At 31.1% G+C, this 22952-nt stretch carries 23 protein-coding genes; all 23 read right to left on the bottom strand.

What is annotated here, in order from left to right; translation table 11 throughout:
* Positions 1 to 365: 365 nt before the first annotated feature.
* Positions 366 to 1493 carry a glycosyltransferase family 4 protein gene (locus tag G5B98_RS00555; protein WP_196086856.1) on the bottom strand — a complete coding sequence of 376 codons (1128 nt, stop codon included), beginning with the start codon at positions 1491 to 1493 and terminating at the stop codon, positions 366 to 368.
* 21 nt (positions 1494 to 1514) lie between these two features.
* Complete coding sequence (locus tag G5B98_RS00550) at positions 1515 to 2495, bottom strand: glycosyltransferase family 2 protein (RefSeq protein ID WP_196086855.1); 981 nt, start codon at positions 2493 to 2495, stop codon at positions 1515 to 1517.
* A gap of 10 nt (positions 2496 to 2505) precedes the next feature.
* Positions 2506 to 3258: a glycosyltransferase gene (locus G5B98_RS00545; protein WP_196086854.1), complete on the bottom strand. Its 753-nt coding sequence runs from the start codon at positions 3256 to 3258 to the stop codon at positions 2506 to 2508.
* 9 nt (positions 3259 to 3267) lie between these two features.
* Positions 3268 to 4410: a glycosyltransferase family 4 protein gene (locus G5B98_RS00540; protein ID WP_196086853.1), complete on the bottom strand. Its 1143-nt coding sequence runs from the start codon at positions 4408 to 4410 to the stop codon at positions 3268 to 3270.
* A complete protein-coding gene (locus tag G5B98_RS00535; RefSeq protein ID WP_196086852.1) occupies positions 4403 to 5320 on the bottom strand; it encodes an NAD-dependent epimerase/dehydratase family protein in 918 nt (305 codons plus the stop codon). Before G5B98_RS00535 ends, G5B98_RS00540 begins: the two co-directional genes overlap by 8 nt.
* On the bottom strand, positions 5317 to 6096 hold the full coding sequence (locus G5B98_RS00530) for a class I SAM-dependent methyltransferase (RefSeq protein WP_196086851.1): 780 nt from the start codon (positions 6094 to 6096) through the stop codon (positions 5317 to 5319). Before G5B98_RS00530 ends, G5B98_RS00535 begins: the two co-directional genes overlap by 4 nt.
* Entirely contained in the window at positions 6093 to 7712 is a 1620-nt protein-coding gene (locus G5B98_RS09565; protein WP_196088175.1) for a glycosyltransferase, read from the bottom strand. Before G5B98_RS09565 ends, G5B98_RS00530 begins: the two co-directional genes overlap by 4 nt.
* A complete protein-coding gene (gene asnB / locus G5B98_RS00520; RefSeq protein ID WP_196086849.1) occupies positions 7699 to 9558 on the bottom strand; it encodes an asparagine synthase (glutamine-hydrolyzing) in 1860 nt (619 codons plus the stop codon). The genes G5B98_RS09565 and asnB overlap by 14 nt, the downstream gene beginning before the upstream one ends.
* A gap of 62 nt (positions 9559 to 9620) precedes the next feature.
* Positions 9621 to 9896: an FkbM family methyltransferase gene (locus G5B98_RS00515; RefSeq protein ID WP_196086848.1), complete on the bottom strand. Its 276-nt coding sequence runs from the start codon at positions 9894 to 9896 to the stop codon at positions 9621 to 9623.
* Positions 9832 to 10053 (bottom strand): hypothetical protein, encoded by a 222-nt coding sequence (locus G5B98_RS00510; protein ID WP_196086847.1) that lies wholly within the window; start codon positions 10051 to 10053, stop codon positions 9832 to 9834. Before G5B98_RS00510 ends, G5B98_RS00515 begins: the two co-directional genes overlap by 65 nt.
* A 344-nt stretch (positions 10054 to 10397) precedes the next feature.
* Positions 10398 to 11024, bottom strand: coding sequence for a hypothetical protein (locus tag G5B98_RS00505; protein ID WP_198425254.1), 627 nt, complete (start codon positions 11022 to 11024; stop codon positions 10398 to 10400).
* A 21-nt stretch (positions 11025 to 11045) separates the two neighbouring features.
* Positions 11046 to 12695 carry a hypothetical protein gene (locus G5B98_RS00500; RefSeq protein ID WP_196086846.1) on the bottom strand — a complete coding sequence of 550 codons (1650 nt, stop codon included), beginning with the start codon at positions 12693 to 12695 and terminating at the stop codon, positions 11046 to 11048.
* Complete coding sequence (locus G5B98_RS00495; RefSeq protein ID WP_084109758.1) at positions 12692 to 13462, bottom strand: oxidoreductase; 771 nt, start codon at positions 13460 to 13462, stop codon at positions 12692 to 12694. The genes G5B98_RS00500 and G5B98_RS00495 overlap by 4 nt, the downstream gene beginning before the upstream one ends.
* 161 nt (positions 13463 to 13623) lie before the next feature.
* The gene (locus G5B98_RS00490) at positions 13624 to 14631 is read right to left on the bottom strand and encodes a flagellin modification protein PseA (RefSeq protein ID WP_232524594.1); all 1008 of its coding nucleotides are present in this window, start codon (positions 14629 to 14631) and stop codon (positions 13624 to 13626) included.
* Entirely contained in the window at positions 14618 to 15184 is a 567-nt protein-coding gene (locus G5B98_RS00485; protein WP_196086845.1) for a GNAT family N-acetyltransferase, read from the bottom strand. The genes G5B98_RS00490 and G5B98_RS00485 overlap by 14 nt, the downstream gene beginning before the upstream one ends.
* Positions 15185 to 15195: 11 nt before the next feature.
* Entirely contained in the window at positions 15196 to 16488 is a 1293-nt protein-coding gene (locus tag G5B98_RS00480) for a glutamate-1-semialdehyde 2,1-aminomutase (RefSeq protein WP_196086844.1), read from the bottom strand.
* The gene (locus G5B98_RS09315) at positions 16472 to 17497 is read right to left on the bottom strand and encodes a Gfo/Idh/MocA family protein (protein WP_196086843.1); all 1026 of its coding nucleotides are present in this window, start codon (positions 17495 to 17497) and stop codon (positions 16472 to 16474) included. Before G5B98_RS09315 ends, G5B98_RS00480 begins: the two co-directional genes overlap by 17 nt.
* Positions 17494 to 18213 carry a cytidylyltransferase domain-containing protein gene (locus tag G5B98_RS09310; protein ID WP_196086842.1) on the bottom strand — a complete coding sequence of 240 codons (720 nt, stop codon included), beginning with the start codon at positions 18211 to 18213 and terminating at the stop codon, positions 17494 to 17496. The genes G5B98_RS09315 and G5B98_RS09310 overlap by 4 nt, the downstream gene beginning before the upstream one ends.
* Complete coding sequence (locus tag G5B98_RS00465; protein WP_196086841.1) at positions 18213 to 19259, bottom strand: nucleotidyltransferase family protein; 1047 nt, start codon at positions 19257 to 19259, stop codon at positions 18213 to 18215. Before G5B98_RS00465 ends, G5B98_RS09310 begins: the two co-directional genes overlap by 1 nt.
* The gene (locus G5B98_RS00460) at positions 19256 to 19915 is read right to left on the bottom strand and encodes a PIG-L deacetylase family protein (protein ID WP_196086840.1); all 660 of its coding nucleotides are present in this window, start codon (positions 19913 to 19915) and stop codon (positions 19256 to 19258) included. Before G5B98_RS00460 ends, G5B98_RS00465 begins: the two co-directional genes overlap by 4 nt.
* On the bottom strand, positions 19912 to 20793 hold the full coding sequence (locus G5B98_RS00455; RefSeq protein WP_196086839.1) for a formyltransferase family protein: 882 nt from the start codon (positions 20791 to 20793) through the stop codon (positions 19912 to 19914). Before G5B98_RS00455 ends, G5B98_RS00460 begins: the two co-directional genes overlap by 4 nt.
* Positions 20790 to 21953, bottom strand: coding sequence for a UDP-N-acetylglucosamine 2-epimerase (neuC, locus tag G5B98_RS00450; protein WP_196086838.1), 1164 nt, complete (start codon positions 21951 to 21953; stop codon positions 20790 to 20792). The genes G5B98_RS00455 and neuC overlap by 4 nt, the downstream gene beginning before the upstream one ends.
* Complete coding sequence (gene neuB, locus G5B98_RS00445) at positions 21950 to 22951, bottom strand: N-acetylneuraminate synthase (RefSeq protein WP_196086837.1); 1002 nt, start codon at positions 22949 to 22951, stop codon at positions 21950 to 21952. Before neuB ends, neuC begins: the two co-directional genes overlap by 4 nt.
* Position 22952 lies beyond the last annotated feature (1 nt).

Here is a 22952-nt window from a genome sequence, read left to right as displayed (position 1 = left end):
GTAAGCTAGCACTATGATGTAGGACATGGTGCTAGCTTTGGAAATTATCTTGAATACTGGAAGCTAACATATAAAAATTTACAAAGAGAATATCTAGAGTAAAAGATTGATGCTAAAAATTCTTCAAAGGTGAGTATAAACCTACAAAAGATGAATAGGAATTTTTAAAACAAAAGGCTGATAAGAATAATACAAAATCAGTTAGTGGACTAACGGAGTAGAAGTCTAGCCTAGAAAACTAGTGAGCTTGTCTTGGTTTTATTATTTAAATCATGATAAGCCCGCTAAAGATAAGCCTAAATTTTTAAATTAAAGTCTTTAATACTATAAATTAAAAAAGTAAAAAATTTAAAAATAGCAATGTGCTATTTCACAATAATAATCTTTGCAAGTCTTTCATTCTTTTCATTTATATTAAATTTTACTTCAGCTATTTTTCTGCTTTCTATACCCATTTGGACTATCATTTCTGGATTTTGTATAAAATAAATCATCTTTTGTGCCAAAATTTTACTATCAAATAGCGGCAGCAAAAATCCATTTACACCATCTTCAACAGTTTCTTTACATCCTACACTATTTGTGGTTATTACTGCCCTTCCTATCGCCATGGCTTCCTGTGTACTTCTTGGCACACCTTCTCTATATGAAGGCAAGACAAAAATGGAGCTATCCGCTATCCGTTCTTTTATATCATTTACAAAACCAGGATATATAACTACGCCACTATCAAGATAAGGTTTTAGCTCTTCTTTCGTTAATCCAAACGGATTGTGCTCATCAAAACTACCAAATATATAAAACTTTACATCTTTATATTTTTCTTTTACGATTTTAGCTGCTTCTAAATACTCAAATATTCCCTTTTCTGCAAGAAGTCTTGCTATAAAAATAAAATTTATAGGTTCAATAGGTGCTTTAGTATATGAGAATTTATCAAGATCAACACCTATACCACCTAATATATTTATGGACTTTGCTTTTATATTGTATCTATCAATCAAGTCCTTTTTGTCGTCATTATTTAAAAATATAAGCTCGTCAAGAGATGGTAGTGAAATTTTATACAAAAGAACTTGTATAGTTTTGATGATTTTCGCCTTTTTTGTTTGCCCATTTTTATGGACTGTAAAAGCTCCGCCAAGCCCTTCTATCATGCCTACTATTCGTGGCACTCTTGCTATTTTTGCGGCTATAGTTGCAAAAATAACTGGCTTAACAAAAAAAGAAAAAACCGCATCTGGCCTATACTGCCTAAATAGTTTAACCAAATCATATGTAGCAATGAGATCTTTAAATGGATTTAGCCCTTTTGCATTTAAAGTGTGGTCAAGCGGTTTTGCACCCAATGAGATTATTTTTTTTCTACTTTTTTCATTGTAGTCACTAACTAAACAGTAGACATCATGCCCTTTTGATACAAGTAGTTTTATAAACTCTTCTCTGAAATTTATCATCATAGACGAGACATTACCGATTATAAAAATTTTCATAGCAACTCCAATCATACGAATCTAAAAATTTCTAAGCCTAATAAATACTTTTTTTGCAAAAATAAAAATTTGAGGAAATCCTATAAAAACAGTGCTATATAAAATTTTATAGATTATATTTCTATTGATTTGAAAAACGTATTTTATATTATTTGCTTCTGGGCATATAGCATTTATTTGTTTTTTAAAATCACTTTCAGAATAATCCAAAGTAAATTTTAAAATAGTAGGAATATGAAATTTAAAATATTCATCAAAAAGATCTTTTTGTATCAAAAAATTCTTTACAGCTCTGCTAAAATCAGCAAAATCATCAAGAGCTTTTTTATTATTTGAAAAACTACTAGAAAGCGAATTAGGATTTGTTCTATAGTGATAAAATGGTTTTGCAATGTGAGTAATTTTTTTTGCCCAATAAACAAGCTGTAAATTTACAAAACTATCTTCACAGTGCGAAAAATGTGGAAATTCAACATTTTCATAAAACTCTCTTTTAACCAATTTATCGCACATAGAAACAGAAATTTCATGAGATAAAATAGCTTTTACGAAGTTAAAATTAGACTTTAGATGATTTTTTGTATAAAAAAAACTTTTTACAACGCTTTTTTTATTAAATTCTTTAATATAGTCAAAACAAACTATGTCTGCATAACTTTTTCTAGCTTCACTCATTAAAGAACTTACCATATCTTTATCGACCCAGTCGTCACTATCTACATGTAAAATGTATTTGCCACTTGATATTTTCAACCCACTTTTTCTAGCTTGCGGTAAGCCTTCATTTTTTATTTTATTAATAATTTTTACATGGCTTTTTCTATTTGGGTATCTTTCAATAATGTCCTTCAAAATTTTCATAGAACTATCTGGAGTGCAATCATTTACAAAAATATACTCTATATTGTTATAGTCTTGCTCTAAAAGCGTAGTTGCACACTTTTCTATATATTTCTCCACATTATAAATAGGAACTATTATAGAAACATCATAGTCTTTCATTTATATATCTTTATAATTTTCTAAAATTTTTAATAAGTCTTAAAATAAATAAGACGGTTTGTAAAAATTTATTTTCACCCATGATTATTTGAATTCTATAAAATTCACAAAGAGTTCCTAATATATCAACACTGCTAACTCCATCATTTGAAAATTTACCAACAACACTTTTTAGGGTTTTTATCTTTGCCCCATAATTTGCAGTAGTCAATACAAATAGCTGATCTGCCGCTATTGGAAATTTTCTAGAATAGTATCCAAACTTTTGATGAAGACTTGTGCGATATATTGAGCCTACAGCATGCCCTGATATATAGCAAAATTGTCCTTTAAGCCATTTTGGACCACTATTTGGCTCGATTTTGCCATTATTGGTATCGATACAAGCTGTTATTATATCTGCACCAACTTCTATAGCTTTCTTATAATCTTGAATAGCATTTGGATAAAGCTCATCATCAGCACCGATAACAAGGTAAAATTCTCCATTACAAGCTTTTATGGCTCTATTTAAAGCATCATAAATTCCAAAGTCTTCGCCAGAAATAACTTTTATATTTATCCCACCAGTACTTTTTAAAATTTCTAGAGTCTTATCACTAGACGCTCCATCAGAAACGATCCACTCAAAATCTTTATCGACTTGCTCTTGTAAACTTTTTATCAATCTAGGCAAGAATTTATCAGCATTATAAGTTGCGGTAATTACGCTAAGTCTTGTGGGTCTTTCTTCATAATTTTTATAGTAGATATCTTTATTCATTGTTACGCCCTAGTAAGTTAAAGCTTCTCTACAAATTGAAGAGTAAATATTTGCAAACTTTTTTGTCCTTGCTTCTAATGGTTCTACACTACTCTTATTTTCTATCTTATAAAATTTTAGTACTTCTTTTAAAGATTCAATACTATCCCTTTTAAAAAAAACTGCATTTGGATATTGTTCTTTATGCACATCCAGGTTAGATAAGATCATATTTTTTCCTACACTTTTACACTCTTCAACTGTAGAGCTCCAACCTTCAAATAAAGATGGATTTATTACTGCTTTTGAGAATTTAATCAATACAAAAACATCTTCATAATCCACGAGTCCCAAAAGTTTTATATTGTCTTCAAGATTATTTGATTTTATAAATTCCCTTGCATCATCAATATATGTTTTATCTCTATAATCACCTAGATACCCAGTACAAACAATATTAATCTCAATGCCATCTTTTTTTAATTCACTAATGGCCTCAAATATCATCATGTGATTTTTATGTTTCCAAAACTGATTTGGTATATAGAAAAAATCATCTTTTATTTCATACCTTTGCAATAACAAACTTTTATCATGTTCATCTAGTTCAAAATATCTACTATTTGGTTGCGAAACAAATTGCAAAACTCTTGCCTTATCTTTATAATTGGGTGCAAATTTTTTCATATCTTTTAATGCATCAAAACTACTAAGAACAATTAGATCACTATCTCTTATTAACTTTAAAAAATTATTATTCCTATTTTGTATCTCTTTTTCAGAAAACATTTGAGGTAAATGAATATGTTGAAAATCAGGTATCCAATTTATAGTTTTTACATTTTTTAAATTTGTTGTAGCTGCATGAGAAAGTATTTGTATATTATGTTTTTTAAGGATATTTTCGAGCAAAATATTTGTTTTAAATATTTTTTGTTCTATTTTACTAAGAAACCATTTTATACTTTTTCTGTCAAATACGCTATCTTCTATTACAGTTGCATATTCTTGAAACATTCTTTTTGTTTCTATATCTATTTTTTTACCAACAAAAACAAATACTTCAAGCTCTTTTTTTTCTACAGAATTTATAGCAAAAAGCAAGTTTTTAAAATAGTTTAATCCACCCATCCATTCTTTTGACACACTACCTATAAATCCAACTTTAATCATCTAGTCCCTTTATCCACTCTACATAGTTTATTATCTCTTGTTTTAAATTTTTATCCGCCTTAAAGCCATTTTTCTCTAATTTGTGTGTATCCGCCCAGTAGTATATTGGATTTCCTACATTTACTTGATTATTAAATTTTATATTGATATTTGGATTTACTAGATTCCTTATCATTTCTACTACATCTTTTATGGTATGCTTTACACCAGTTCCGCCGTTTATGATATAAAATTTCTCATCTTTTTTTAACAACATATCAACTAAACGCAAAACATCGCTTATGTGTATAAAATCCCTTGTCTCTTTCCCCGTACCCCAAAAGACAGCTTCGTTACTACTATCTAATATTTTTTGGCAAGCATCCCAAAGTAACTGCTTCTTAAGACCATTTCCGTATACTGAAAAGAGTCTTACTATGGAAATATTTAAATCAAATTTTTCGCTATAACTCTGACACAGGTCCTCAGCTATTTTTTTATGATACCCATAAGGAGAAACTGGTCTTCCAAAATACTCTTCTACGATCGGCTTATCCTCACATTCGCCTTGTACCGCTGGACTTGATGGGTAGATAAGATGGGAATTATTGTTATATACCCTCATATATTCTAAAACTTCAAGTGTACCATTTACTGTTTTTTTAAAATCTTCGTATGGACATTTAACAGAAAAACCAACAGAGCCACTACCGCCACAATGCACTATAACATCAAAAACTTGTTCGAATTCCAAAATTGACTTTATCGACACATCATCCTTTTTCCAATAGTCAAGCCCGATCTCTTTTGATTCTTCTATAGACAGTCCGCCGTGCCCTATACCATATGTTTGATACCCTAGAGCTTTAAAATGATGTGCTATGCTTGAACCTAAAAAACCCTTGGCTCCAGTAATTAATATTTTTTTCATACCATTTTCATCTTTTCAATCATCATATTCATATCGCTATCTGTTTTTGGCTTTTTCTTAAAAAAATTTTCAAGCTTTAACTTTCTAATGATTTTCTCCAGGAAAAATATCCTGTTATTTAACTTTTTTTTAGAAAATATATGTAAATTTCTTCCATTGCTTATAAGATTATAACCATACTTTTTAGCTATATACTCTAATGTTTTATTCGAAAATATAGATATATGTTGTCCATGTTCAAGACAATAATACCACCAGTTATTAGTGGATGGTGCAGGTACCGTTATTAGTTCTGTTGAGAAGAGTACAAAATCTGTTAAGCTAAATATTTTTTCTATTTCTTCTATCGGATTTTCAAAATGCTCAAAATTTTCAAAAGAAGTTATAGCTTCATACTTTTTCTCAGATATGCTGCCTTCAAATCCTCTGGCAACTAAATTTGTAGCATACTTATCATACCAATAAAAATTAAAGCCATTATCGCGCATCATCCTTGTAAAAATGCCATATCCTCCACCATAATCCAAAAAATCACGTTTTGTATTTACACACAAAGACATCATAATAGTAGCTAGTTTGGAAAAAATAATATTTCTCGACATAACTCCAGTGTCAGATACACTAATAGCATCACTATAAGACTCTTTAAGCCAGTATGGGCTCTCTGTTTGCACAAAACCACACTTCTCACATTGAAAGTAGTCAATATGATATTTATTTAAGATAAAACCTCTATCAAATTTCTTAGTAGGGCCATTACATATTTTACAATTCAAATCAAATCCCCATATCTAGAAGTAGCCGCCATTATAGGCATATTAATATTTGGCTTATTCTTTCGTATTATTTTCAAATATTCTTCTTCGCTTGGCATAAGTTTCTCTAAATTTATATCAAAATTTTCTACTCTTCTCCATTGGTTTGTTTTAAAATCGAATCTTTTTATTACTCTACAAGGATTACCAACGGCAATACTAAATGGCGGAATATCTTTTGTAACAATACTTCCGGCACCTATGATAGAGCCATGTCCTACACTAACTGCTCCAAGGACTATCACGCCAGCACCGATCCAAACATTCGCCCCTATTTTTAATGTATCGTCATTTGTTGTTCCGGTTGCTATATATGGCTCCATTGGATCCTTGTATATATGATTACTTCCAAGAAATTTACAGTCATTACTAGTCATTACATAATCACTAATAATAAGCTCCTTACTTGAGCTTAAAAGATTTCTCCGTCCTAAATAACAATAATCGCCTATTTTAATATGTTTAAAATTCTTAATTCGTCCATTTACATTTAGCCACGACCACTCTCCTATGAGGGTATTTGAACCGATACTAACACTCTCCCATCCAAATACATTAACCGTTTTATCAATATATGTATTTTTGCCTATATCTTTTTTATGAAAGAGCAATTGTGCCTTCGAAAATAGTATTAATAAAATCTGTTTTTGTTTTTGAGATAGTTGTTTTTTTAGTTTATTTATTATTTTTCTTTTTATGCTTATTTTATTTTTTTCTCTTAATATACTAGACACTATATTTCTATTTATTGTCTTTTCAATAATATCTTTTGTAAAACTAGGATAAAAATTTACTAGTTCGTACTCATGTTCTAAGAAAGAGCAATGAGTTCCACTTCCATCAAACCCAATATTTTTCACCAACTTCTTAGCAGGATATAATGTAAGTCCTTTTTGTTTAAATACATATAGATACCAATAAATCGCCCACGAATCTATTTTACCATCTATCTGCATCTTAGACATGCTAATACAATCATAAGAATCATCGAAGTTAAAAAGACTTTTTTCTTGTATAGAGCTACTGATAATTTGCTCCAAATCCTTTTTATCTCGTTTAAATTGTTGCCATCTATCCGCCCAAGTACCCCAGCTCCAAGAGCTAGTAAGTTTCAAAAAATAGCTACTTTCGATATCCGATATATTATCAGTAAAAGAATATCCCGTAACACTATATACTTTGCTCTCATCTTTATAAATTTCTAACGCCTCGTTCATAAATTTTAAAAAATTTGGACTTGTTATTAAGTCATCTTCGAGAACAATTATTTTGCCATATTCATTTACAATTTTTGCAACACCGTCTATGATACTATTTGCAAGACCATAGTTTTTTTCTCTTTCAATGATTGTAATATTTTTAAATCCATTTATACTTTTTATATATTCTCTTACCTCTGCTACTTTTTGTTTTGACCCTTCGTTTTTAGCCGCATCAGAATATATAAAAAGATCACTCTTGTTTGAAATTTCATTTTTTTGCAAAGCCTCTATGGTCTGCTTTGTATGATCTAATCTATTATAGACAAATAGCACTATTGGTGCTAAATTATACGATTTTATATCACTTTGTTGCATTATTGCCGGCTCCAAATTTTTTAATTGCTTTTTCCCAAATATATGGCGTTAAATTCTTCCAAGAATTTTCAGCCAACACATAGCTATTTGTATTTTTATTTACGATACTCAAAATTTGACTTTGAAGATCAGATGGATTGTCTATCAAGCTAGATTCCATAAAGCCTTTTTCGTGAACCGTATCCAAAAACCATTCCTTTAAATCACCCTGCATCCAATCAACTATTGGAGAGTTAAATCCAATCTTAGACTTTCTCCATGTTATCTCTTTTGGCATATAAGGATCCATGGCATCTCTTATGAGCTTTTTTGTATAGCCATTTCCAAATTTACTAGAATACGGCAAAGAGGTTACAAAAGAGACGATCCTATGATCCATAAAAGGCATCCTTATCTCTACGCTATTTGTCATAGAATACCTATCATAATTCCTAAGCAAGGTTGGCAATATTGTTTCATGAAAAATTATATATAGTTGCTGAGAAAAGCTATCAAGTTTTTTAAAATTTTTATGGTTGGCATCTTTTGACCTAATTTCTTTTCCAAAAATTATTTTTGCTATTTTCTTTATCATAAATTTAACATATATATTAAAATTACTATTCCTATCAAACTGTGCCCCATTACCCAATGTCTCTTGATAGGTATTAAGTATGTCAATACTATTTTTTATCGAAAATTTACTATTCCATAAGGCTTCAACTAAATGCCCATAGCCACTAAAAAGCTCATCTGCCCCATGCCCATCTAATGTCACTGTCGTTTCATGTTTTTTTACAGCTCCATATGTAGCCATCATTGGTATCGGGCTAGTTATATATAAATCCTCAAACATATAAAAATATTTTTCTAGATTATCCCAATACTTAAGAGGCTCAATGTTTATATAAGTAGCTTCAATTCCTATATGATCAACAACCATTTTTGCAAAATGCGATTCATCAAGTGGAGTACCTGGAAAAGATGCAACAAAAGCATGTTGCCAGTCATTCTTGCCATAATCAATATGAGATTTTGATAGATGAGCCATGGCTGAAATAGTTGCACTGCTATCAAGCCCTCCACTAAGGGCTGTTCCTATAGGTACATCTGCTCTCATCCTAATCTTACAAGCGTCTAAAAATAATTCCCTAAATCGCTCTACTTGAGCATCATATGTTTTTGGCGGCTCCACAATATTATCAAGCGTATTCCAGTATCTTTTTATTTTTAAATTCCCATTTTTATAAATTCCATTATGTCCAAATGGAAATCTTTTAATTCCATCTATCAAACATTTTTCAGTTGCTTCATATGAAAAAATATTATCTTTCATCCAGTGAAAATCTTGTGATGGTCTTATTTCTTTTAAAAATGGATAGATGGCCTTCATTTCTGAGGCAAATATAAATTTACCATCAGTTGAGGCATAAAAAAGTGGTTTTTTACCAAATCTATCTCTGGATAAAAAAAGCTCTTTTTTTTGATTATCCCATATAGCAAAAGCCCACATTCCATTAAATTTTAAGACACACTCTTCACCCCACTCTATATAAGAATAAAGCAAAACTTCTGTATCCGATGATGAACAAAATGTATGTCCTTTTGTTTCTAGCTCTTTTTTAATTTCCAAAAAATTATATATCTCACCATTAAAAATTACACAATATCTTTTTGTTTTATCATACATTGGCTGATGAGCACCGTTTGACAAATCCACAATAGCAAGTCTCCTATGTCCCAATGTAATGCTATTTTCAATTGTTTCTATCCCAAAACCATCGGGACCTCTATGCTCTAATCTATTTAAGGCACTTTTAAATTCAGTTTCATTTGAAGATGGTATCGTTCCTAATATTCCACACATATATTTTTACAGATCCCTCACATAATTATTTTATAAACCAATACAGATATTAAATCATAAGATTACAAAAATCTATCTTTTTTAAAACTACTATTTATCAAAAATACAGTGTTAACAGCCTTTGCAAAGATAGAATGGTCTTGTTGATCTAAATGATCAGCTATTTTATTATTCTCGATTTCACTAAAACTATTTCCTAGAATTTCTATCAAAACTATTTTTGGTTTGTATTTTTCAAAGTTATTTGATCTTAAAACCATAAGATCCAGTCTTTCAACGTCTACCGATAAAAAATCTATATCCTGGTTTTTGTAAATTTCTTTTAAGAATATCCTCAAGTGTTGTAGTTCCAATATCTTTTGTAAATTTTATAAAATATTTTTCTTTCTCATACTCTACTGCTAACTCCTTTGAAAAAGTATTTAAAGCAGGTTCATTAAAGGCGTAATAGGTTAAAATTTGTTTTTTATCAGATATTGGCCTTTCTATATTCATATCTCTTGGACGAAATTTATCAAAAGCAATTATACTATATTAATACCCCTCCATCCTTTTTATAAAAATAATATATTTGAAGAACGCTTGGGATGATGAGTACCCACATCTACATAAAACCAAATTTTGTTCTACGAATAATCTTTCCAAAATTATATCTTCACTCTCTTGGAAATATGATTTTGTTGCATATCCATCTAAATTATTATTTCCAAACTCAATAATTTTTCTTTTAATGTTTTAGGTAAAATTTTTTAAGTATTTGTTGTAGCAATATTTATTCTCCACCATATTTGATAGCTGATACAGAAAAAATAGGCTGTATGTTATCAATTGGTTTGAATCTAAAAATTTCTTGTTATAAATACAGAAGTCGTCCAAGTATAATCATTTATTGGACCAAAGCCATGAAAATCTATCTCTATAAGGTCTAGTTTTTCTCTTAAATATTTTGATGTCTCTCTAAACCAATCAGAGTTATCTAATATCACAATACCTCCCCCATCTGATTGATAATTTAAACAATTTTTAATTAAATTTGAGCATTGAAGTCTTCTGATACCATCTATTATAACTACATCAAATTTTTTATTAAAATCCAATATAGATTTTTCATAATCCTCACTATCTTCTCTGAGTAGCAAAGTTTGATTATTGCTGAGACTAGAATTTACTTTTTCAAACCATTCTTTATCATGTTCAACAGAAATAACATCCTTAGCCTTTTTAGCCCAATACGTTGATGAATTACCACTTCCAAATTCAAAAACAGATTTTTCAGAAAAATCAAAAGTATTTAAGAATTCTATAGCAGGATACGTATACCAAGGTATTTTATTGCCACAAGCATCGACACAATCCCATTTTTTTATAGTACCATATTGAGAATAACCATAAGCCAATATTTTGAAATTATTCAATTGCTTTTTAACTCGTGTAGGAATAAGCTTCCCTATTATCTTTCTAACCACCATCTTCTCCTTTTTGCTTATTTAAACTTCATTTCTATAGGTATACAAAAAATTATTTGCCACAGTATACTTAAATGCTCTGAATAATACTTGTTCTGCTACTTTAGGACTATTTAAAATACTACTATTTATAAACTCATACTGCTTATATGAATCCCCAAAAACATCATTAATTGGATTTTCCAGATCTATCAGGAAATATTTATCAAACAAAATAAAATATAATCTTGCTCTTTCTATTACATCATCACTAAGCCTTTGTAGATTATCTACAGTTTCCAAATTTCTCTTGTATTCGTCTATGTTCATAGAATTTATAGTGGTTTTTACTTCTTTCATAAAATTTGATGTGGTAAATACTGGCACACCAAAGCAAGGTGCTTCAAAAGCGATCGATCCAGCACAAGTGAAACAAGCGTCTGCCTGTTTAAATACAGTATTGTTATTGATTTTTTTATCTAGGTAAATAAACTTAGCTCCATATTTAGAATTTATTTCATCAACAACACTTTTCACGGTCACATCACATTTATAAAAATGTTCAGAAGGATGGGCTTTTACGTAAAAATTATGCTTTAAAGTTTTTTTTGACAATAAAATCAAAGTCTCATATAACCAAGTGTAATAATCCGAATAAAGAGTTTCAAAATATCTAACGGCATCAACAAAAGCATGCGAATATACAAAAAAGTTTTTACCTTCTTGATGAACTGCATATTTGGATTTTAATTCCTCAATGCTATTTATATCTGTACTCAAGTATACATTTGCATTATCAATATCTTTATGATTTTTCCCGCTAGTTCTAAGTAGCATAATATTCTCATATTCTTTTAATAATGCTTCTTTAGAAAATTTAGAAAATATTGCTACCGTATCATTTTTATAAAGAACCCTTGGCTTTTTAATATGACCTTTTGTGGCATTTTGTACAGTCAAATAACCAAGATTTACTGTATCACCATTATAAAATTTTATATCTGGATTAACTAAGCAAGCTACTCTAAAAAATATCCCATAATCAGCATACACATCATGAGATAAAATAATATCAGTAATTTTATTTTCTACCAATATATCTTTGTATCTATAAAATAATATTATAGAATTAAATATATATAATAAGAACCTTAAATCAATTTTTCTATAAGTAGGTAAACTTGAAAATCTTAAAAACTGATCATAAATTAGGTCACCTATTTCAATCCCTTCACAAACTATGCTCCAGCCATATGTTTTTTTATATTTAAAGAATTTAAAATTTTTAATTAGGAATATCAATGACATATATCTATATAAAATATTTTTATATGTATACACAGATGTAAATTTATTTATGCCATATACTCTTGCTAAGTATTTCATTTTAATATCAGAATTGTGCTGGAGTAAAGCAATACTATTTGTATTTTTTATATTTTCTAAAAGTAAATTTCTATTGCAGATATTATGAACCATTACTGGATAATCAGAAAAAAATTCTAGTAAGACATTTCTATCTGATTTTACAGAGTTAGAGTTTTCCTTAAAATATATAGTTATATTCGAGAAGTCAATTTTTTTAAGTCGTTTAACTTTCGGAATGGCCTTTAAATAATAAATAATATAATCTAAAAATGTTCCCCTTTTAGATAAGCTTAATATATGTTTAACATATTTAAGTATCTTCATAAACTAAACCCATCATCAACTACAATATTTTGACCATTTACATATCTACTCATATCGCTCAGCAGATACACCAAGGTGCCTTTTAAGTCACTATTGTTTAACATGCCCTTGTTCAGACACTGATCTTTATATTTTTCCAAAAACGGCTCTGGCTGGTTATCAAATATACCGCCAGGACTTAGCGCATTTACCTTTATATTCATCCCTTTAAAATACTTTGCCATATATTTAGTAAGGTGTATAAGTCCTGATTTTATGGCAGCATATTCAACCGGCATAGTCATTGTTGTGTTGTTATATATTTCAAATTTTGGAGCAACCACGCCATAGATCGAGCATATATTTATGATATTTCCATATCCTTGCTCTTTAAAATATCTTGCAAACTGCTGAGATGCGGCAAAATAACCGCCCAAATTTAGTCCCAAATTTTCTATAAAGTCACTATACTCAACATCAAAAAAGTGCCTTCCATAGTGCTTATTCCGAGGGTATGCATTATTTACTAGTGCATCTATCCTTTTATACTTATCATGCAAATATTTTATGCAAGTATCCAAAGAGTCTTTAGACGTGATGTCAAGCTTTACAAAGTCTATATTTTTTGAATTTAGCTCTTTAGATAGTGCCTCTTTTGCCTCTTGTCCTATTTTTTCATTTATATCCGCGATAATAGCTATGCCATTGTTTTCAAGAATAGCTTTTATAAATTCTTTACCAATAAGTCCAGCTCCACCAGTTATAACTACAACTTTATTTTTAAGCAAAATAAATAATCCCCTTATAATAACTCTCTTTTAAATCACTTGCCATAACTCTGTTATACAATTTTATATAGACTGTATGTGAAAATCCACTCTTATTTTTCTAAACTGATTAAAATTGTTATACCTTACTCTCATCTATTATCTATTCTGCAAAATTATTTTTATGGCTTTCTTTTGTAAATACCATTTATGTCCTTTTCTACTACATCCAAATTAGCGTGTTTGTCAACAATTTTATTAAAAAACTCTTCGCTAATTCCAATAGTTTTGCATAAGTCCCTCTTTGCCTTGGGATCTAAAACATGGTCCCTTTCGTTAATATATAAAATTGCCTGTTCTCTTGATATTTTACCCTCCCTTGCCAATCTAGATGCTATATCTGCACATCTTTGAGCCCCAAATTTTACAAATTTACACCATTGATGTGCAATATATCCAACACTATCTAATTGGGTATAGTTTTCAATTGTACCCTGTCGATCCCATTCCTCGAAGTCATCTAGGTCTTTAAAGCCAACTTCCTTTGCTTCATTCAATGAATCCATAATCGAGTAAGGATATATTGCACCCAAATATATATATTTTATATCATCATTACTCATAGGATGAAAAATGTTAAGTTCTGTGCTATTACCATACTCAAATTCACTGTTTTCTCCATAAAATACTAAATTTATATTATATAACTTAGCAAAATTTGTGACAATTCCATCAAATCCAACCATTCTTTCATCATGTTTCTTTAACGGATTTAGTTCATTAACAAAACAATCATACATTTCTTTTTTCGCTGTTTTTGGTTTATATCTAAACAATATATGATCTAAATCAAAATACTCTGAAATGTTTTTTATATTACTCATTCCAGCTTGTGTTTGTGTAAATTCATCTAGTAAAGTAATAAGTAAAGGATTTGTAACACCGTGATTTTGAATTAATCTCTTGACTATCATATGAGAATCTTTGCCACCAGATACCCCTATTATACAATCATATTTACTATTTGGGTTTTTATTTTTAGCTATATATTCAGTTAGCCATTTTTGCCTTTCCTTAAAATCTATACTATTTTTGATTGAAATATTCAAACAAGCAAAACAGGTAGCTCCATTATCTTTTAAGCCAGGTCTCGAACCCAATGGAAATCCACAGCAACTACATCTTTTCATTATATTTCTCCTTGTATTCTTTATTTAAAAGTCCATACAAAACACCATCTTGATAAATTCCATTAATATAAATGCTCTCTCTTTGTTTACCCTCTTCTTTAAAATTAAATTTCTTAAAAAGTTTTTGCATACCAATATTATTTGCAGCGCAGCCACCCCATACCCTATGTAGACCAAGGATTCTAAAAGAATAGTCCAAAATTAATTCCATTGAAAATGTCCCTATATTTTGACGTTTAAAGTTCTGCTCGCCAATCATTATGCCAAATTCACCAGATTGCCTAAAAAAATCAATTTTATCTAGCTTTACTGTGCCAATAAATTTTTTACTACTTTTATGACAAATAAAAAATCCTTGGGAGTTTTTTGCCGTAAATCTACTAAAACTACTTTCTATAAAATCCAAATTATCATTCATTAGCAGTGATATTGAATTAATATATTCTATATTATTGTAATCCTGTATCCACTCTAAATATTGCCTCCTTAGAATCGAGTTATCTTTTTCTAAAATGTATGGTCTTAACTGTATTGTTTCATTTTCCAAAATCATTTTATTTTTCCTTAATTAAATCTTCTAAACACTGGCTTGATAGGGTTACCTACTAAATATTTTTCATAGCCCTCATCAACTGCTTTTTTATAGACCTCAAAAGTTTTTTCTAGTGCAATTTTCGTCTTTTCAAGTTCATTTTCTCCATGGGCATAAGAAAGCGCCACCCAAGGAATAAGCACACCATTTTTAATCATTTCTTGAGAAAAAAGAGTCCTTAGCCCCAAAGAATTTTGACCATTTTTATCAAAAGTCAAATAGTACGGACTACACTCTATCCCACCTACTACGAAATTTCTTTCAATTTCATATTTTTTTGCAAGCTCATTTATCATTGAGATTAGTTTTGTACCATAACTCCAAATATACTCAACCACATTATTCTCTTTCATAAATTTCATAGCCGCAACAAATGCGCCTAAGCCACTCATCTCTGCACCATGTGTTGTTGATAGTAAAAAAACTCTTTCTTTTCCTTCAAATTCTATACTGCCAAGCTGCATTATCTCTCTTTTTCCAGCTATAGCTGCAACTGAAAATCCGTTTGCCATTGCCTTTCCAAAAGTACATAAATCAGGCTTAATGTCGTAATAATATTGAGCCCCTTTTAGATGCCATCTAAAGCCAGTTATCATCTCATCAAGTATAAATACTGCTCCATTTCTACGGCACAGATCTCTTACTTTATGTAAAAAATTATCTTTTGGGTGCTCTGTTGTAGCCGGCTCTAAAATCACACAAGCTATTTGATTAGGAAATTCATCAAAAAGCCTCTCTAAGCTCTCAATGTTGTTGTAACCAAACATCTTTGTGCCCTCAGTATCCTTTTGAGGTATACCTTTGGTGAGTTGAGTAGAGCCAATAAACCAGTCATCATAGCTAAAAAATGGGTGTTCTGCACATCTTGCAACCAGCTCCCTTCCAGTATATGCTCTACTAAGTTTGATAGCTGCTGTTGTTGCGGTTGAGCCATTTTTAGTAAATTTAACCATGTCAACACTATCTATCATATCTATTAATAATTCAGCAGCCTCTAGCTCTATCATGCTAGGCTTAGTTAGATTGTTTCCAAATTCTATTTGCTCGATCGCTGCTTTGTTTATTTCTTCATTTGCGTAGCCTAAATTTACAGCCCTAAGCGCCATTCCATAGTCTAAGAATTCTCTACCATTTTCATCATATACATATGCGCCTTTCCCTCTTTTTAAAATTTGTGGGGCATTGGCTGGATACTGGTCAAATCCTCTACTGTAAGTATGGGCACCGCCCGGTATTGCTTTTAATAATCTATCTTGATAAGTCATGTCTTCCCTCGCTTATTTCTTCTAGCTTATATAAGTTCTGCAATACCCTGTAATCATCCTCTAGTCTATTTGGGTATGTCGGCACCTCTCCGTTGTTGACCTCTTTTATACTATTTATATAATCTTTTAACTCATTAATATATGGCTCCTCCGGATTAATATATCCACTTTCTACTGTTCCTGTGCCAAATTTTATCCTATTCCAATCATTCATATTAGTATTTATGTATCTGAGTTCATTATTATCTGCACTATAAACTATTTCACCTTCTGAACCCAATATTCTCATTTCCCTAGTAGCTCTAGGTTTTGATATTACTTCTATAGTTAAATTTCCCAATACATTATTTGAATGTTCTAAAATACAATGATATATATCATCTATATTAGCATTAATATCTGTTATTTTTTTTCTCACGCACGCCAGTGGTCTAGAGTCACCGAAAATATCATTTAACCATGTTAACTCAAATGGAACTATTTCCCTACAGCCACCAGTATCAGGATTTGAAACATAAAAGTCTTCTATTTTTTCCCAAGGGTGCCAATCTGGCAAATACTGACCAGTTTGATAGTTATAATTAAGGATTTTGCCTATTGCTTTTTTATTAATCAGTTCTTTTATCTTTATAGAAATAGGATAATATTTCATTGTGCAAGATGGTGCTATCAAAATTTTTTTATCTTTTATTCTCTTTGATAATTCTAAAATTTTTTCAGCCTCAACAACAGAAGCCTCTACAAAACAGTTGATATTGTTTTTTTCAGCCAAATATGCATAATACATATGCATATTTGGAGGAGTAGATATTATGAATACATCTGGAATAAATTCACCCATCGCTTTTTCAAGGCTATCAAAAGTTTTAATATTATATTTTCTTTCTACCTCACTCCTTCTATCCTCTCTTGGCTCAAAACCAGCAATACCATCTTTATAACCAAGCGCGATTAAATTTCTAATTCTTCTTTTACCCATTGAACCCAGACCGATTACTAGAAAATTCATTTCAATCTCCATTCGTATTTCATTATATTTTCGATTGCCAAAAAATCATATAGATCATCTATTTCGTAACATTGATATCGCTTTATCTCATAAAAAGTATTTCTTTGCGTATAAAATGTTTTTTCTTCTAGAAAATTTTTTATTTTAACTATATAAGCAACTCCATAAGGAAAATATGCCTTTTCATTATCCTGTCGCCTTGTAGTAAATTTGAGCTCTTTACAAAATGGCACTATATAACCATTATTTAAAATTTTCTTCATGATAGATGGATGCTCATGCACTTCCCCTATGCTAGATATTGAGTCAAATTTTTCTTGATTATCTACTATTTTTTCTATCATTGTATCTACATCATCATTTTCTCTCAAAGGCGATGTGGGCTCTAATAAAACAATATAGTCAAACTCTTTTTTTAATTCATTTTTATAATAATCTATAGTATGTTTTACGGTGTCAAAAGTTGTAGCAGTATCGCTTGCCAACTCGCTTGGTCTTAAAAAAGGAACATTTGCATCATACTTTTTTGAAATTTCTGCAATTTTCTCATCGTCAGTGCTAACCATTACCTCATCGATGTATTTACTTTTGAGCCCAGCCTCTATACTCCATGCGACAAGTGGTTTTCCACATAATTCTTTAATGTTTTTTCCAGGTAGCCCCTTGCTACCTCCTCTTGCCGGTATAATCGCTAAAAAACTATTGTTTTTATACATTAAAAAACTTCTTTATATTCTTCATTTGCTCTTTGGTATTCTTCAATACGTCCGATATCAAGCCAATATTCTCTGATCGGAAATGATATAATATTTTTACTTAATTTTATTAGCTTTTCAAACAGCGTAGGCATATCATAAAACTCATTTTTTGGTATTAGATCTAAAATTTCAGGTGAAAGCATATATATCCCAGCACTTACGAAAAATTTCTGCACCGGTTTTTCTGAGATCTCTACTATCTTGTTGTCATTCATTTTTACAACGCCATAAGGCACTTCGTAGTCATACTCTCTTACACACATTGTAGCCGTCGCTTTATTTAGCGTGTGGTAGTTAAAAATATGCTCGAAATTTACATTTGTAAGAAGATCACCGTTCATTACAAAAAATGGTTCGTTTGGTCGCTCTTTAAGTAGGCTTAATGCACCTGCTGTACCCATTCTTTTTTGCTCCAAAATGTAGTCGATGTTTACTCCAAATTCTTTGCCGTCACCAAAATAGTCCTTGATGATGCCTGCATTAAAATTTACACACATCGTGATGTTTACAAAGCCATACTCTGCAAATTTCTCAACTATCGTTTGAAGTATCGGCTTGTTTCCGACCTTTAACATTGGTTTTGGAGTATCTTGCGTAAGTGGTCTAAGTCTAGTACCAAGCCCTCCCACCATCAAAATCACTCTATTTGTCTTAATCTTTGGCTCAACAAGCTCTTCTATCTCTTTTAAGTCTAATACTATTCCGTTATCATCTACTATTGGTATCTGGTGAAGTTTTTTGGATAATGCTATCTTTAAAATTTCTTCTTTTGTGTTAGAAATTTTTGCAACAGCTGGCTCTTTATAAATGATCGTCTCTATAGAGCTGTCAAGGTCTAGCCCTCTTAATATACCTCTTCTTATATCGCCGTCAGTCAGTGTTCCAAGAAGCTTATCATTATCATCAACAACTAAAGCTATCTGCATAGCTCCGCTATCTATAATCCCCAAGGCTTCCTTTATAGTGGCATTTTGTTTTAGCTTTATACTTTCTATGTTTTTCATAAAATTTCCTTTAAAAGCATAAAACTTTCAGCATATTCACACCCACAAGTTGCCCCCCTTAAGACAGCTAAAGCTCTTATATTCTTTTCACTTCTTGGAAATGGATGCTCAGCAACTTCGCTCTTAAAAATTTTCATAATTTCTATTTTTTTTTCAAAATATTCACTTATATCAACAAATGAATTCGGTATAAAAGAATCTTCTTTTGTGCTAGGCGCAAATTCAGTTTCACTTAATGTCTCCATCATATATATCTTTTTGATAAATGGATATCTAAATGCCTTTGTACAACTATAGCTCGCTTCAAAAATTTTCCTATGGTCGCTATGCACGTCACCTCTAAATGGAAGGTATATGATGTTTGGCTTTACCTCGTTTATTACCTTTGAGACCTTGCCTATAAGCTCGCCCATACTATACTCATCTACTCGCATTGTCTTAAGCCCCAAACTAAAAACACCATCAAATTTATAAACGTCTGAAGCTCGTTTTATCTCATTTTCCCTAGTAGTATAATAATCGCTACCCTCGTCTATTTTTGTACAAATAAGCCAATAAATTTTATCTCCATTATGTTTGTGTTTAAGTAGCGTACCACCACAACCCAATGTCTCGTCGTCTGGATGAACAGCCACTACAAGAATTTTGTTTTTCATATATATTTTCCGACTTTAGGTAGTTCTTTAAAATCATGGTCTATAATTTTGATTGCCTTATCGTATGTTTTTACTACAATACTCTTGCCATCATTCTCTAGAACTTTACCAAATTCAATATTATTTTGGTCAAATTCCACTTCCTCTACCTTCCATATAGATATATCTTGCCCATTATATTCCACATGAGCTCCAACGTAAGGTTTTGTTAACGCCCGAACAAGATTATATATCGCCCTAGATGTCATTCTAAAGTCAATTTTTCCATCTACCTTACCTCTTTTTCTCCATACATTAGCCAAATCATTATTTTGTTTGATTGTTTTAAAACTATTGTTTTGTAGCTTTGGCAAAAAGGTTTCTATTTGCTTTAGTGCAACATTTGAAACTTTATTATATAGGCTTTTTGCATCATCTTCGTATAAAATTTCGATCTTTTCTTGAGACAATATATCCCCATCATCTGCACCTTCTGTCATGAAAAAGAATGTAGAGCCACTGTCATTAAGTCCAAGAGCCAAAGCCCAAATAAGCGGGTGTCTACCTCTATTTTTTGGCAGCAAAGCTGGATGATATCCAACAACTCCCATTTTTGGTAAACCGAGTAAATCCTTTTTTATTAAATTTGACCAGCCAAAGCAAAATATAATATCCGGACTTAAACTTCTTATCCAAGCAATATTTTCATTAGAATTTATATCATCTATATATTTAAACGGAATACCTGCCTTCTTGCAAAGTGGAGTTAAATCCGCAAAATCAGAGTTAAAATCAGATTTTTTTTTGGTGCAAATTCCAACTATTTCCGCGTTTAGTTCGATAAGCTTTTTTAAGACTTTATATGAAAACTCGACAGTACCTATAAATAAAATTTTCATAAATCAACCTTTAAATCATAAAATGATTTCTTCAAAATATTTGTTAAATCCACTTTTTTTATAACTTCTATTATTTTTTTACTAGCACACCCATTGCCATACGGATTTACTACACTTTTTAAAACATATTGAAATTCGCAAGAATATACCTTATTAAAAGCTTCTAAAATAGAATTTTTATCGGGCTTGCAGTCAATTACGCTAGACGCCTTTATGCGTCCCTTTTGTCTATCTCCGATATTTACGGTAGCTATCTTAAAGCTAGGAGCTTCCACAAGCCCGCTAGAGCTATTTCCAACCACTGCATCTACATACTGAAGAGCACTCAAGTATCTTAATTGTCCAAGAGAAGTGAAACAAACTGATTTATCTTGGTTATTAGATACATATCTGTCAATCATTAAATTTATAATTCTTCCATCTGTGTCACTATTTGCCTTCGTAAATATAATATTTGTATTTTCTAGCTCATCTATAGCATTTAATAACGCTTGAAATTGCTCTTCCGCAGTATCATCTTCCAAAGTAACAGGATGAAAAGTAACTAATATATTTTTTTTATTTAACTTAAAATTTATTGACTCTTCAAACTCTTTTTTATTTAGGAGTTTTAGTCTTTTTACATTTTCTACTCCCATGCCACCTACATTATAAACTCTATCTGGATGCTCACCAAGCTGGATTACCCTATTTTTATATTCATTGGTTGCAGTAAAATGCAAATGGCTCATTTTCGTAATACTATGCCTTATTGCTTCGTCTATTAATCCCTCGGTTGCTTCTCCGCCGTGTATATGAGCGATTGGAATTCTAGCTATCATTGCAGCACTGGTTGCACTAAACATTTCATATCTATCACCAAGCACAACAACAATATCTGGATTAAGCTCTTCATAAGCTTCACTAAAAGATATCTGAGCTAGCCCCATTGATTTTGAAATTCCTATAGATGTATCCGATGACAAAAGAATTTCAACCTTTTTATCTATATTAAATTCTTTTTCAATCTCTTTGTATGTGAGCCCAAATTCAGGACTTAGGTGCATGCCGGTGACAATAAGTTGAAGCTGAAGCTCACCATCTACCTTGATCTCTTTTAAAAGCCAGTAAAGCAGGCCATATTCAGCTCTAGTGCCAGTTACTACGCAAATTTTTCTCATATCAAATCATCTTGTTTATAGTCTTTTTGTGAAATTTGTCCGATCACTTCATCCCACCTCATAGGATTTATGCCATCTCCTGGGCGTTTTACACAGATATTTTGTTCGCTAAAAATTTCACCTTTTTTTATATCACACTTTGCCACGATCGATTTTCTAGCTATTTTTATATTTTCGCTCTCACTTTTACTAAAATGCTTAAGCCCATCTCCAAGTGCTAGCTCGATATTTCTAATGGCTTTAATCATCGCCACTAGCTCATCTGGCTCAAGGCTAGCCTTGTGATCAGGTCCGGGCATGCTCTTATCAAGCGTAAAGTGCTTTTCTATGATCTTTGCACCCATGGCAACCGCTGCGATATCGACTTCAATGCCAAGCGTATGATCACTATATCCGACCTCAAGCCCAAAGGCATTTTTTAGAGTTATCATCGCCTTTAAATTTACATCCTCCATCGGCGTTGGATACTGCGTATTTGCATGAAGAAGGCTTATATTTTCACGTTTCGTGCCGCTTTTTATAAGTACTTCTATCGCGGCTTCCACCTCGCCTAAATTTGCCATGCCAGTTGAAAGAATGATCTTTTTATTAAGCCCACCTATCTGCCTAAGATAAGGTAAATTTGTTATCTCGCCACTCGGTATCTTAAATGTGCCAATCTCAAGCTCGTGAAGAAGCTTTATACTGTCGCTATCAAAAGGAGTTGAGAGAAATGTGATATTTTCTTCTTTGCAGTAGGCTATGAGCTCCTTATGCATATTTTCATTTAGCTCGAGCTTTTTTATCATATCAAACTGACTCTCATTTTTATTGGTAGTTTGTTTTTGATAGTTAGCTTTTTGTGCGTTTTTTGAAACAAGATTTTGAGCTTTAAAGGTTTGAAATTTTACCGCATCAGCGCCAGCCTTTACTGCTACGTCGATCAATTTTTTGGCTAAATTTATATCACCATTGTGATTTACTCCAGCCTCGGCTATGATAAAAACCCTATTTGACATC

The organism is Campylobacter concisus, assembly GCF_015679985.1.
GTDB classification, from domain to species: Bacteria; Campylobacterota; Campylobacteria; order Campylobacterales; family Campylobacteraceae; genus Campylobacter_A; species Campylobacter_A concisus_AC.
The sequence above is the reverse complement of the archived record's forward strand: the minus strand, read 5'-3'. Positions and strand labels throughout refer to the sequence as shown.